The 12,125-nt window shown below is 67.8% G+C and carries 12 protein-coding genes; 7 read left to right on the top strand and 5 right to left on the bottom strand.

The features are described from left to right. The first annotated feature begins 2 nt into the window (after window positions 1-2). The 6 genes from ACK8OR_RS11465 (at window position 3) to ACK8OR_RS11440 (ending at window position 4,590) form a co-directional block, all read left to right on the top strand. Entirely contained in the window at window positions 3-602 is a 600-nt protein-coding gene (locus ACK8OR_RS11465; protein WP_410189521.1) for a glutathione S-transferase, read from the top strand. After that, window positions 599-1,042 carry a GNAT family N-acetyltransferase gene (locus ACK8OR_RS11460; RefSeq protein ID WP_410189520.1) on the top strand — a complete coding sequence of 148 codons (444 nt, stop codon included), beginning with the start codon at window positions 599-601 and terminating at the stop codon, window positions 1,040-1,042. The genes ACK8OR_RS11465 and ACK8OR_RS11460 overlap by 4 nt, the downstream gene beginning before the upstream one ends. Window positions 1,043-1,187: 145 nt before the next feature. Further along, on the top strand, window positions 1,188-1,751 hold the full coding sequence (gene petA / locus ACK8OR_RS11455; protein ID WP_410189519.1) for a ubiquinol-cytochrome c reductase iron-sulfur subunit: 564 nt from the start codon (window positions 1,188-1,190) through the stop codon (window positions 1,749-1,751). A 13-nt stretch (window positions 1,752-1,764) separates the two neighbouring features. Beyond that, entirely contained in the window at window positions 1,765-3,135 is a 1,371-nt protein-coding gene (locus ACK8OR_RS11450; protein ID WP_410189518.1) for a cytochrome b, read from the top strand. A 12-nt stretch (window positions 3,136-3,147) separates the two neighbouring features. After that, window positions 3,148-3,951, top strand: coding sequence for a cytochrome c1 (locus tag ACK8OR_RS11445; protein WP_410189517.1), 804 nt, complete (start codon window positions 3,148-3,150; stop codon window positions 3,949-3,951). Between the two features lie 108 nt (window positions 3,952-4,059). Continuing rightward, complete coding sequence (locus ACK8OR_RS11440) at window positions 4,060-4,590, top strand: hypothetical protein (RefSeq protein WP_410189516.1); 531 nt, start codon at window positions 4,060-4,062, stop codon at window positions 4,588-4,590. Window positions 4,591-4,648: 58 nt separating this feature from the next. On the opposite strand, the gene infB is transcribed toward ACK8OR_RS11440, so the two are convergent. The 4 genes from infB to rimP are packed head-to-tail and all read right to left on the bottom strand — an operon-like array spanning window position 4,649 to window position 10,117. Beyond that, window positions 4,649-7,114 carry a translation initiation factor IF-2 gene (infB, locus tag ACK8OR_RS11435; protein ID WP_410189515.1) on the bottom strand — a complete coding sequence of 822 codons (2,466 nt, stop codon included), beginning with the start codon at window positions 7,112-7,114 and terminating at the stop codon, window positions 4,649-4,651. After that, window positions 7,111-7,743, bottom strand: coding sequence for an RNA-binding protein (locus ACK8OR_RS11430; RefSeq protein WP_410189514.1), 633 nt, complete (start codon window positions 7,741-7,743; stop codon window positions 7,111-7,113). The genes infB and ACK8OR_RS11430 overlap by 4 nt, the downstream gene beginning before the upstream one ends. A gap of 15 nt (window positions 7,744-7,758) precedes the next feature. Continuing rightward, window positions 7,759-9,531 (bottom strand): transcription termination factor NusA, encoded by a 1,773-nt coding sequence (gene nusA, locus ACK8OR_RS11425; protein WP_410189513.1) that lies wholly within the window; start codon window positions 9,529-9,531, stop codon window positions 7,759-7,761. A gap of 1 nt (window position 9,532) precedes the next feature. After that, entirely contained in the window at window positions 9,533-10,117 is a 585-nt protein-coding gene (gene rimP, locus ACK8OR_RS11420) for a ribosome maturation factor RimP (RefSeq protein ID WP_410189512.1), read from the bottom strand. Window positions 10,118-10,312: 195 nt separating this feature from the next. On the opposite strand from rimP, the gene ACK8OR_RS11415 reads away from it, so the two are divergent. Beyond that, window positions 10,313-11,812 (top strand): FAD-dependent oxidoreductase, encoded by a 1,500-nt coding sequence (locus ACK8OR_RS11415; protein WP_410189511.1) that lies wholly within the window; start codon window positions 10,313-10,315, stop codon window positions 11,810-11,812. Window positions 11,813-11,825: 13 nt separating this feature from the next. Here the strand turns inward: ACK8OR_RS11415 and ACK8OR_RS11410 are convergent, their stop codons facing one another. Beyond that, entirely contained in the window at window positions 11,826-12,065 is a 240-nt protein-coding gene (locus ACK8OR_RS11410; protein ID WP_410189510.1) for an I78 family peptidase inhibitor, read from the bottom strand. Window positions 12,066-12,125 lie beyond the last annotated feature (60 nt).

The following is a 12,125-nucleotide window of genomic DNA, read 5'->3' as shown; positions in this document are numbered from 1 at the left end:
GAATGCAGCTCCTCTCCTCTCCCGCGTCGCCCTTCGTCCGGGCGTGTCGCGTCCTGATCCTCGAGACGGGGCAGAACGATGTGGACATCCGGGACGTGACCGCGAACCCGATGGGCGGCGATGCCGATCTGAACGCGGCGAACCCGTCGGGCAAGATCCCGGCGCTCGTGCGCGAGGACGGCCCCGCGATCTACGACAGCCGGGTGATCTGCCGGTTCCTCGACCAGAAGGCCGGTGCGAACCTCTATCCCGAGAGCCGTCTCTGGGAGGTTTTGTCGCTCGAGGCCAATGCCCATGCCGTGATGGAGGCCGCCGTCGGCATCACCTACGAGAAGCGTCTGCGGCCCGAGGCGTTGCACTGGCCCGACTGGTTCGACGCGCAATGGACCAAGATCGCGCGCTCGCTCGACGCGATGGAGGCGCGGTCGATGCCGCTTCTCGAGGGGCCGCTGAACATGGCGCAGATCGCGACCGCCTGCGCGCTGGGCTATCTCGACCTGCGCCATGGCGACCGCAACTGGCGCGCCGGCCGCGACACCCTCGCTGCATGGGAGGCCCGCTTCGCAGACCGCGACGCGATGCAGGCCACGCGACCGGCGTGACCCGGCGACCGGTCATCATCAACCGGACCGACGACCTGGGCGCCGCGCTCGCCATCCGGGCGGCCGTCTTCATCGACGAACAGGGCGTCAGCCTCGCCGACGAGGTCGACGGCCTCGATCCCGACTGCATCCACTGGCTGGCCACCGATGCCGAAGGTCCCGTCGCCACGCTCCGCGTCATGGACGTGACGCCCGAGGAGGGACCGCGCACCGCCAAGATCCAGCGCGTCGCGGTCCTGCCGCGCGCACGGGGCACCGGCCTCGGGGCCATCCTGATGCGCGACGTCCTCGAGGATCTCCAGGCCGAAGGCTACGTGCGCGCCATCCTCGGCGCGCAGTCGCAGGTGACCGGCTTCTACGAGGCGCTGGGCTTTGCCGCGCACGGCCCTACCTATGACGACGCGGGCATCCCGCATCAGGACATGACCCGCGAACTCTAGGCGGCCCCTGCGCCCGAATGTCCGCTGGCGTTTCCTGTTCTGCCTGCGCTAAGAGGCGCGGGGTGTTCCGGCGGCCATTGGCCCGTTCGCGGACGCATTCGAACGAGAGACGGTCCGACGGGACCCTGAGACGGGAGATGGCCGAGTGTCACACGCCGACGATCACGCGGGAACCCGCCGCGACTTCCTCTACTACGCGACGGCCGGCATGGGCGCCGTGGCCACGGGCTTCGCGGTCTGGCCCCTCGTCAACCAGATGAACCCGTCGGCCGATGTCGAGGCGCTGTCCTCCATCGATGTCGACGTCTCCATCCTCGAGCCCGGCTCGCAGATGACGGCGCTCTGGCTGGGTAAGCCGGTCTTCATCCGCCGCCGCACCCCCGAGGAGATCGAGCTGGCGCGCGGCGTCGAGATCTCGGACCTGCCCGATCCCTTGGCCAACAACGCGAATATCGACGGCGATGCTCCCGCCACCGACGAGAACCGGGCGACCGGCGAGTCGGGCGAATGGCTGGTCCAGATGGGCGTCTGCACCCATCTCGGCTGTGTCCCGCTGGGCGATGGCGCGGGCGATTTCGGCGGCTGGTTCTGCCCCTGCCACGGCTCGCATTACGACAGCGCCGGACGCATCCGTCGCGGCCCCGCGCCGCGCAACCTGCCGGTGCCGCCGGTGGAATTCCTTGACGATACAACGATCCGACTGGGCTGAGGGAGCGACACAGATGGCTGGTATTCCCCACGATGACTACGTCCCGACAACGCAGGGCGAGAAGTGGATCGAGAAGCGGCTCCCCATTCTCGGGCTGCTCTACAACACGCTGATGATCCCCACGCCCAAGAACCTGAACTGGATGTGGATCTGGGGGATCGTGCTGACCTTCACGCTGGTCCTGCAGATCGTGACCGGCATCATCCTCGTCATGCACTACACGCCGCATGTCGATTTCGCCTTCTCCTCGGTCGAACACATCATGCGCGACGTTCGCGGCGGCTGGGCCATGCGCTACATCCACCAGAACGGCGCCTCGCTGTTCTTCGTGGCGGTCTATGCCCACATCTTCCGCAATCTCTATTACGGCTCCTATAAGGCCCCGCGCGAGATCACGTGGATCCTCGGGATCATCATCTACCTGCTGATGATGGGCACCGCGTTCATGGGCTACGTGCTGCCCTGGGGCCAGATGTCCTTCTGGGGCGCCACGGTCATCACCGGCCTATTCGGTGCGATCCCGTTCATCGGCGAGTCCCTCCAGACCTGGCTTCTGGGCGGACCGGCGGTCGGCAACGCGACGTTGAACCGGTTCTTCTCGCTGCACTACCTGATGCCGTTCCTGATCCTCGGCCTCTCGATCGTGAAGATCTGGTCGTTCCACACGACCGGCAACAACAACCCGACCGGTGTCGAAGTGCGTCGTACCTCGAAGGCCGAAGCCAAGGCGGACACGCTGCCGTTCTGGCCCTATTTCGTCATCAAGGACCTCTTCGCGCTGGCGGTGATCCTCCTGGTGTTCTTCGCGATCGTCGGGTTCATGCCGAACTATCTCGGCCATCCCGACAACTACATCGAGGCGAACCCGCTTGCGACGCCCGCCCACATCGTGCCCGAATGGTACTTCCTGCCGTTCTACGCGATCCTGCGGGCCTTCACCTCCGACGTCTGGATCGTGATGTTCTTCAGCTGGATCTCCGGCGGCATCATCGACGCGGCGTTCTTCGGGGTGCTGGCGATGTTCGGCGCGATCGCGATCATGGCCTTCGCGCCGTGGCTCGACACGTCGTCGGTCCGCTCCGGCCGCTACCGCCCGATGTTCAAGTGGTGGTTCTGGCTTCTGGTGTTCGACTTCTTCGTCCTGATGTGGCTGGGCTCCATGCCCGCCGAGGAGCCGTGGGCCTCGCTCTCGCTCGTCGCCTCGGCCTACTGGTTCGCCTATTTCCTGGTGATCCTGCCGCTCCTGGGCGTCATCGAGAAGCCACTGCCGCGTCCCGCGACCATCGAGGAAGATTTCGCGGCGCATTACGGGCCCGACAGCGACGGTGGACCGGGAACCGGCCAGCGCCTGCCCGGCGAAAAAGCCGCCAGCCCGGCCGAATAAGGAGAGGGATAAATGAACATCCTCACGAAGGCCTTCGCGGCCCTGGCGATCTCCACCTCGGCGGCCCTGGCGGCCGGCGGCGCGGGCGAGGTCACGGATTTCGACTTCCCGTTCGAGGGACCGTTCGGCACTTACGACCAGAACCAGCTCCAGCGCGGGCTGAAGGTCTATACCGAGGTCTGCTCGGCCTGCCACGGCCTGCAATACGTCGCCTTCCGCGACCTCGCGGCAGATCACGGCCTCGGCTATTCGCGCGAGCAGGCGACGGCCTATGCCGAGCTCTACGAGATCTTCGATCCGTCGCTGAATGGCGGCGAAGGCGATTTCCGGGCGGCCAGCTATCCCGACAAGTTCCCGGCCAACAACGCGGTCGGCGCGCCCGATCTGTCGCTGATGGCCAAGGCCCGCGCCGGCTTCTCGGGGCCCTACAACCTCGGGATCAATCAGATTGTCCAGGGCATGGGCGGCCCGGAATACATCGCCTCGCTCCTGACCGGGTATACCGGCGAGGAGAAGGAGGAGGCGGGCACCGTCCTCTACGAGAACCTCGCCTTCCCCGGCGGCTGGATCTCGATGGCGCCGGTGCTTTACGGCGACGACGTGGAGTTCGACGACGGCGCGCCCACGGACATGGAAGCGATCGCGACCGACGTCGCCGCCTTCCTGATGTGGACGGCCGAGCCCAAGCTCGCCGCGCGCAAGCAGATGGGCATCGTCGCGATCATCATGCTCGCGGTGCTGTCGGTGCTGCTCTACCTCACCAACAAGCGCATCTGGGCGCCGGTGAAGGCGCGGCGCACCACGCCGGCCGAATGACCTGACGCGCGCATCGGCGGAATTCGGGCCGTCCTTTCGGGGACGGCCCTTTTCGTTGGCAACCGAGGCCTGACCACGGGCATTGTAACGGACAGGAGGTCGCGCCCCATGTCCGACGATTCCCGATACCGCGGTGGCCGCGCCATCGCCTCGATCCTCGAAAAACTGGGCTGGCTGGCCGCGATCGGCGGGATCGGCGTCGCGGGCTGGGTGTCGATGACGGGCGGGCCGACGGTGCTCGACCGGGTCGCCGCGGGATTGCCGGGCTTTGGGCTGATGCTGCTGGGGCTGATCGCAATTTGCGTCGCCGCCCTGACCCGCGCGACGATGGACGGATCCGAAGCCATGCGCGAGGTGGCCCAACTGACCCGCGACCGCGCGCGCCATGCCCCGGACGCCCGCCTTGCCCTGCGCGCGGCTGCCGAGAAGGCCCCGTCGCGGCCCATGCCCGAAGCGGTCGCGCGTGAACCCGAACCGCTCGACGACGTGCCGCCGGTGCCGCCGTCGCTGGGCATCGCGCCCAGGGGCGCCAAGCTTTCGGCAACCAAACCAGAGGCGCCCACCGCACCCGCGAAGCCCGCGAAATCCGGCAAGGTCCACCCGATCTTCAGCGCCCGCCCGCCGCGACAGACGTCCTGATACGCAAACGGGCGCCCGATGATGGGGCGCCCGTCGCAATGTTTGGTATCGTCGCGGATCAGGTAAGCGAGCGCTCGACCTCCTCGCGCTCGAAGATCTCGATGACATCGCCCTTGCGGATGTCGTCGTAATTCTCGAACGCCATGCCGCATTCCTGGCCCGACTGGACCTCCTTCACTTCGTCCTTGAAGCGCTTGAGGGTCTTCAGGGTGCCTTCGTGGATCACCGTGTTGTCCCGCAGCAGGCGAACGCCCGCCGAGCGGCGCGCCACGCCTTCGGTCACGAGGCAACCGGCCACGTTGCCGACGCCGGTGACACGGAACGTCTCGCGGATCTCGGCGTAGCCGATGAAGTTCTCGCGCACCTCGGCCGAGAGCAGGCCCGAGGCCGCCGCCTTCACGTCGTCCACGAGGTCGTAGATCACCGAGTAGTAGCGGATCTCGACGCCCTTCTGGTTCGCGGCCGCCCGCGCGGGCGCGTTGGCCCGGACGTTGAAGCCGATCACCGGCGCGCCCGAAGCTTCGGCCAGCGTGATGTCCGATTCCGTGATGGCACCGACACCCGAATGCAGCACGCGGACGCGCACCTCGTCGTTGCCGATCTTCTCCATCGCCTGGATGATCGCCTCGGCCGAACCCTGCACGTCCGCCTTCATCAGGATCGGCAGCTCGGACACGCTTTCATCAGCCTTCGCGTTGGCGAGAAGCTGGTCGAGGGTCGTGGCGGCTCCGGCGGCGGCGCGCTTGTCCTTGGCGGCCTGCTCGCGGTACTCGGCGATCTCACGGGCTTCGGCCTCGGTCTTGACGACGTTCAAGACGTCGCCCGCCTCGGGCGTTCCGTTGAGACCCAGCACCTCGACGGGCACCGACGGCCCCGCCTCGTTGACGCGCTCGCCCCGGTCGTCGACCAGCGCGCGCACCTTACCCCACTGTTCGCCCACGACGAAGATGTCGCCGCGCTTGAGCGTGCCGTTCTGCACGAGGACGGTCGCGACGGGGCCACGGCCCACGTCGAGCTGTGCCTCGATCACGGCACCTTGGGCGGCGCGGTCGGGATTGGCCTTGAGCTCGAGGATCTCCGCCTGCAGCGCGATGGCTTCGAGCAGCTGGTCGAGACCCTTGCCGGTCGCGGCCGACACCTCGACATCCTGCACGTCGCCCGACATCTCCTCGACGATCACCTCGTGCTGGAGAAGTTCGGTCCGCACGCGGTTGGCATCGGCGGCCGGCAGGTCGATCTTGTTGATCGCGACGATCATCGGGACACCCGCCGCCTTGGCGTGATTGATGGCCTCGATCGTCTGCGGCATGACCGCGTCATCCGCGGCCACGACGAGCACCACGATATCCGTCACCTGCGCGCCACGGGCCCGCATCGAGGTGAAGGCCGCGTGGCCCGGCGTATCGAGGAAGGTCAGCACGCTGTCGTTCTGGGTAACCTGGTAGGCGCCGATATGCTGGGTGATGCCACCGGCCTCGCCCGCGACGACCTTGGCGTTGCGGATCGCGTCCAGAAGCGACGTCTTGCCGTGGTCGACATGGCCCATGATCGTGATGACGGGCGCGCGGTCCTTCAGGTCCTCGTCCCGGTCCTCCTCGACCTCGATGGCCTGCTCGACATCGGCCTCGCTGACGCGCTGCACCTTGTGGCCGAACTCCTCGATGATCAACTCGGCCGTGTCGGCGTCGATCACCTGGTTCTGCGTGACCATCATGCCGTTCTGCATCAGCGCTTTCACGACGGCCGCGACACGCTCGGTCATGCGGTTCGCCAGCTCCGAGACGACGATCGTCTCGGGAAGCTGGACGGTGCGCGTCACCTTTTCCTGCGGGCCGCTGTCGCCGCCACCGCGCCGCTGGCGCTCCTGCTTGCGGCGCATCGAGGCCAGCGACCGCTGCCGCCCGCCCTCGCCGCCACGCAGGGCCTGGTTCACGGTCAGCTTGCCGCCGCGACGCTCGCCGTCGCCCTTCGGCTTGCCGCCATCGTCGTCGCGCTTGCGCCGCGCGTCGTTGCCGCCGGGACGGGCATCGGGCCCGAGATTACGCGACCGGTCCGGCTTGTCGGCGGGCGGGGCCGCGGCGGCCGGTTCGGCAGGCTTCTCGCGGCCTTCGCGGGCCTCGCGCTGACGGCGCTCGTCCTCTTCGGCCTTCTGCTTGAGAAGCTCCTCGCGCTCCTTCTCGGCGCGCTCCTTCTCCTCGATCTCGGCACGGCGCCGGTCACGGGCGTCCTTGGCTTCCTGTTCCTCGCGGGCGCGGCGCTCAGCATCCTCGGCTTCGCGGGCCTTGGCGGCCTGCAGCGCCTTCAGGCGGCGGTCCATCTCGGCATTGGTGGTCGAGGCCTGCTTGCCGCCCTGCGCGTTCACGGCAGCCGCCGACTGCGCACCGGGCTTGGGCACGTTCACGCGCTTGCGCTTGGTCTCCACGACCACGTTGTTCGTCCGTCCGCGGGCGAAGCTCTGCTTCACCGTGCCGCTACGCGCGCCACCGGACAATCCGAGGGGTTTCTTGCCGTCTGAATCGCTCATGCGTTCCCAGTATCCTTCTCGACAGCCGGTTTGCCGTCGTTCACATTTCTGATGCCCTGGAGCCTTGCGGCATCCTCTACAATACGTTGCGCCAAGGTGCCAGCGGCCACGCTGGCATGGATGACGCGGTCGCGGCCGAACGCCTGACCCAGTTCGTCTGCCGTCAGGAATCCGATCCAGCGGCCCCCTTCCGGCGTGCTCAACTTGCCCTTGCCCCGCTCCGATCCGTCGGCGGCCTGCAACAGGACCTGCGCCTGCTCGGCCATGAGCATGGACTTCACCTTCTCGTAGCCCGCGACGGCCCGGCTGGCCTTGCGCGCGATGGCGATGCCGTCCTGCAGCCGCTTGAGAAGCGCGGCCTCGACCGTCTCGATCAGTCCCTCGGGGACGGTCACCTGCCGCTTCGCCCCTTTCGAGAACATGCGCTTGGCAACTGCTTTTTCCAAGGGGTCACGCGCCGAGGACACGTAGATCCCGCGTCCCGGCAGCTTGCCCGCGACGTCGGGATAGATCGTGTCGTCGGGACCAATCACGAATCGGACCAGCCCCGCCTTGGGGCCGGTCTCGCCGGTTACGATGCAGCGGCGCTCCGGCTCACTGCGATCTTTCGTTTTGCCACCTCGGCTCAAGACGATCCGGGGCGATCACGCCCCGGCCTCCTCGGTGAGGGTGTCGCCATCGTCTTCGTCGGAGGTGCCGACGACCTCTTCGGGCGTGACCCAGCCCAGCATGACGCGCGCGGTCATGATCATGTCCTGCGCTTCCTCGAGCGAGACGTCGAAGGGCTCGAGCAGGCCGTCATCCTTGACGCGCTCACCGTTCTCGATCGTGTAGCCGCCGGCCAGTTCCCAGTCGGCGCAAGTCGCGAACTCCTCCAAGGTGGTAACGCCGTCCTTGGTCAGCGCCTCGAGCATCTGCGGCGTCAGCCCCTCGAACCCGGCCAGATCATCCTGCAGGCCAGCCTCGCGCGCGGCGGCCAGCGCCTTGGCGTTCTGGGCTTCGAGATAATCGCGGGCACGGGCCTGGAGCTCGTTGGCCGTGTCCTCGTCGACGCCGTCGATCACCAGGAGCTCGTCGACCTCGACGTAAGCCACCTCCTCGAGGTTGGTGAAGCCTTCGGAGACCAGGAGCTGGGCGAAGAACTCGTCGAGATCGAGCGTGTCCATGAAGAGCTTAGTGCGCTCCTCGAACTCGGCCTGGCGGCGCTTCGATTCCTCTTCCTCGGTCAGGATGTCGATATCGAGCCCGGTCAGTTGCGACGCGAGGCGCACGTTCTGGCCGCGCCGACCGATGGCGAGCGACAGCTGCTCCTCGGGGACGACGACTTCGATGCGCTCGGCCTCCTCGTCGATGACGACCTTGGTCACCTCGGCCGGCTGGAGCGCGTTCACGAGGAACGTCGCGGCGTCGTCCGTCCACGGGATGATGTCGATCTTCTCGCCCTGGAGCTCGTTGACGACGGCCTGCACACGGCTGCCGCGCATACCGACGCAGGCGCCGACCGGGTCGATCGAGCTGTCGTAGGAGATGACCGCGATCTTGGCGCGGCTCCCCGGATCGCGGGCGCAGGCCTTGATCTCGATGACGCCGTCATAGATCTCCGGCACTTCCATCTTGAAGAGCTCTTCCATGAATTCGGGCGCGGTGCGCGACAGGAAGATCTGCGGCCCGCGCTGCTCGCGGCGGACATCCTTGATGTAGACGCGGATGCGGTCGCCGGGGCGGTAGCTTTCGCGGCCGATCTTGTCGTTGCGGCGCAGCACGGCTTCGCCCGCGCCCACGTCGACGATGATGTTGCCGTATTCCTCGCGCTTGACGAGGCCGTTGATGATCTGGCCGGCGCGGTCCTTGAATTCCTCGAACTGGCGATCGCGCTCGGCTTCGCGGACCTTCTGCAGGATCACCTGCTTGGCCGATTGCGCGGCGATCCGGCCCATGTCGACGGGCGGGATCTGGTCGATCAGCACGTCGCCGAGGCCCGGCTGGATCGACTGGTCGAGCCCTTCGATCATCACCGCGTCGGCCTGGGTCGGCTTGCGCAGGTGGAAGGCGTTCACGACCTTCGAGTCGATCTGCTTGCCCTCTTCACCGTAGATCGGGATCGTCTTACGCCCGACGAACAGGTCGTCGCCCTGCGCCTTGATCGTCTGGCCGGCCATCTCGCCGGTCATCTCGGCCTTCTCGTTCTCCAGAAGGTCGTCCTCGACCACGGTGCGGACGCGGGTGAAGGTCGCCTGACCGGTCTTGCGGTCGATCGAGACCTGCACGTCCATGTCGGCGCCGTAGCGGCTCTTGGCGGCGCGGGCGAGGCTCTCCTCCATCGCCTCGACCACGAGGCCGGGGTCGATCATCTTCTCGCGCGCGACCGCGTCTGCGATCTGCAGGAGCTCAAGCTGGTTCGCGGATGTGATTGCCATGTCAGTCTTCCTCGCCGTCCATCAATGTGGTGACTTCGTCGAATTGGGTCTCGTCGATCTGGCCCTTGTCCTTGCGGGCGTTCAGGACCTCGCGGATCAGCTCGTCCGTCAGGATCAGCTTGGCGTCCGAGAGCCAGTCGAATTGCAGTCCGATCACTGGGTGCTCGCCACCCTGTTCGATCTCGATCAGAACCTCGCCCGCCTCGGTGCCTTGAAGCACGCCCTTGAAGCGGCGCTGGCCGTCGATCAGCTCGGTCGTCTCGATCCGCGCCTCGTAGCCGTTCCAGGTCTCGAAATCCTTCAGCCGCGTCAGTGGGCGGTCGATGCCGGGGCTCGACACCTCGAGCGTGTACTCATCCACGATCGGATCCTCGACATCCAGCACAGCCGAGAGCGCGGTCGAGATCTCGGCAAGCGCATCGACCTCGATCCCGCCCTCGGGAAGGTCGGCCATCACCTGGAGCGTGGCGGTCTTGCCGGACATCAGGCGCAGGCGCACCAACTCGTACCCCATGTCCTCGATGACGGGGGCCACGATGTCGGCCAGGCGCTTGTCCAGCGCGGTCTTGGCGATGAGATCAGACATTCGGTGTCCTGAAACAAAAAAGCGGGCCGTGCGGCCCGCTGTGACGATCGGTGGTGCCCGAGGGCGCCGCTGTTGAGGGGCAGATAGGCGAGCCGCGCGGGGATTGCAAGCGGCCGCGTCGCGCGTCGTTCCGGGTCGGCTACTTTCCCCGGAGCGGCACGGTCCTATCCTCATCTCACAACAGGAGATCCCGCCATGCCCATCCTCACGCTCGCCCTGTCCGATATTCCCGAAGGCGTCCCGCATCAGCCGGGCGACGCGCCGGTCATCCTGATCCGCGACGGGCGCGAGGTCACGGCGCTTGGCCATCTCTGCCCGCATCTGAACCTCCCGCTGAAGAAAGGTGTCGTGCGGGACGGCACGATGATCTGCGCGTTCCACCACGCCTGTTTCTCGGCCCGGACCGGTCGTCAGACGCAGCCACCGGGCCATGGCGACCTGAGCCGCTACGACGCGACCGTCGACGGCGAGACGGTGACCGTCACGCTGCCCGACGACGCCGCGCCCCATGCCGCACCCGATCACGCCACGAAGGGCGTCGATCCGACCCGCGTCGTCATCGCGGGCGCGGGGGCCGCCGCCGAAGCTTGCGCCCATGGGCTGCGCGAGGACGGGTTCGAGGGCGCGATCGCGATGATCTCGCCCGAGGCGCGCGCGCCCTATGACCGCACGATGCTGTCGAAGGCGGTGCTCACCGGTGCCAAGGCCGCGACCGACCTGACGCTGACGGATGCGGCGGCGCTCGCCGCGCGGGATATCGTCCTGATCCCTGGCACGATCAGCGCCATCGCGCCGGGCCGCGTCACGCTGGAGGGGGGCGGCATCCACGCCTTCGACCACCTTCTCGTGGCGCCGGGCGGGACGCCCAACGTGCCCGACCTGCCGGGCATCGACCTTGGCGGCATCCACACCCTGCGCGACGCCGATCACGCCACCGCCATCGCCGAGGCCGCCGGGTCGGCCCGCCGCGCCGTGCTGGTCGGCGGCGGCTTCATCGGCATGGAAGGCGCGCTTTCGCTGGCCAAGCGCGGACTCGAGGTGACGGTGATCCTGCGCGAGGAGGTGCCGCTGGCCCGCGTGCTCGGCGACCGGGTGGGCCGGGCGATCCGGACCGAGCATGAGGAAGCGGGCGTCCGGTTCGTCACCGGCGCATCGGTCGCGGGCTTCGATGGCGACGGCCAGGTCGAGGGTGTGCGCATTGAGGGCGGCGACGCGGTTCCGGCCGATCTAGTGATCCTCGCCACCGGCGTCCGGCCCGCGACCCACGGGATCGACGGCCTGCCGACCGAGCGCGACGGCGGCGTTGCGGTCGCGGCCGACCTGTCGGTGCCCGGCCTCGACGGCGTTCGCGTCGCGGGCGATTGCGCCCGTGTCCCGACGCCCTTCGGCCCCGCCCGGATCGAGCATTGGCGCGTCGCCCAGCAGCACGGTCGTGCCGCCGCCCGCGCAATCCGCGGCCATGCGTCCGAGACCGACATCCCATTCTTCTGGACGGCGCTGGCGCGGCAATACCGTTATGTCGGTCACGCGACCGAATGGGACGAGATCCGCGTCGACGGCGACCCGTCGGGCCCGTTCCTTGCGCGCTACATCAAGGACGGTCGCGTCATGGCCGCCCTCGCGGCGGGACGCGACGCCGATCTCGCGGCGCTGCATCTCGAGATGGTCGCGGTGGGCGGGCCCGTGGCTGCCTGACGCCGCCGCGCGTTCAGCCGCAATCGAGCCCGGTGATGACGCCATCCGCATCGACGCGGACGTTCAGCCGCTCGGCCAGGTAGTCCATCGTCACCGCGGTGTCGGGGCCGATGACGCGGTGATCGACATGCGCGCCGATGGCCGCGCTGTCGATGTTGCGCCCGATCAGGCCCTCGAACCGATCCAGCCCGCAGGTGTCCGATTCGTCCCGGCATCCCGCCAGCAGCACCAGTGCCATCGCCATCCACCGCATCGCCACCTCCGTCGTTGCAATCCCTGCCCGGCCTGTCCAAGGCTAGCCGTCGAGATCACG

It is taken from the genome of Jannaschia halovivens (genome assembly GCF_046452375.1).
Taxonomy (GTDB): Bacteria; Pseudomonadota; Alphaproteobacteria; order Rhodobacterales; family Rhodobacteraceae; genus Jannaschia; species Jannaschia halovivens.
The sequence above is the reverse complement of the archived record's forward strand: the minus strand, read 5'-3'. Positions and strand labels throughout refer to the sequence as shown.

What these genes read in the sequence shown, in the direction of transcription:
- ACK8OR_RS11465 (WP_410189521.1), top strand. Translation starts at nt 3, where the DNA reads ATGCAGCTCCTCTCCTCTCCCGCGTCGCCCTTCGTCCGGGCGTGTCGC.
- ACK8OR_RS11450 (WP_410189518.1), top strand. Translation starts at nt 1,765, where the DNA reads ATGGCTGGTATTCCCCACGATGACTACGTCCCGACAACGCAGGGCGAG.
- ACK8OR_RS11445 (WP_410189517.1), top strand. Translation starts at nt 3,148, where the DNA reads ATGAACATCCTCACGAAGGCCTTCGCGGCCCTGGCGATCTCCACCTCG.
- ACK8OR_RS11440 (WP_410189516.1), top strand. Translation starts at nt 4,060, where the DNA reads ATGTCCGACGATTCCCGATACCGCGGTGGCCGCGCCATCGCCTCGATC.
- infB (WP_410189515.1), bottom strand. Translation starts at nt 7,114, where the DNA reads ATGAGCGATTCAGACGGCAAGAAACCCCTCGGATTGTCCGGTGGCGCG.
- nusA (WP_410189513.1), bottom strand. Translation starts at nt 9,531, where the DNA reads ATGGCAATCACATCCGCGAACCAGCTTGAGCTCCTGCAGATCGCAGAC.
- rimP (WP_410189512.1), bottom strand. Translation starts at nt 10,117, where the DNA reads ATGTCTGATCTCATCGCCAAGACCGCGCTGGACAAGCGCCTGGCCGAC.
- ACK8OR_RS11415 (WP_410189511.1), top strand. Translation starts at nt 10,313, where the DNA reads ATGCCCATCCTCACGCTCGCCCTGTCCGATATTCCCGAAGGCGTCCCG.
- ACK8OR_RS11410 (WP_410189510.1), bottom strand. Translation starts at nt 12,065, where the DNA reads ATGCGGTGGATGGCGATGGCACTGGTGCTGCTGGCGGGATGCCGGGAC.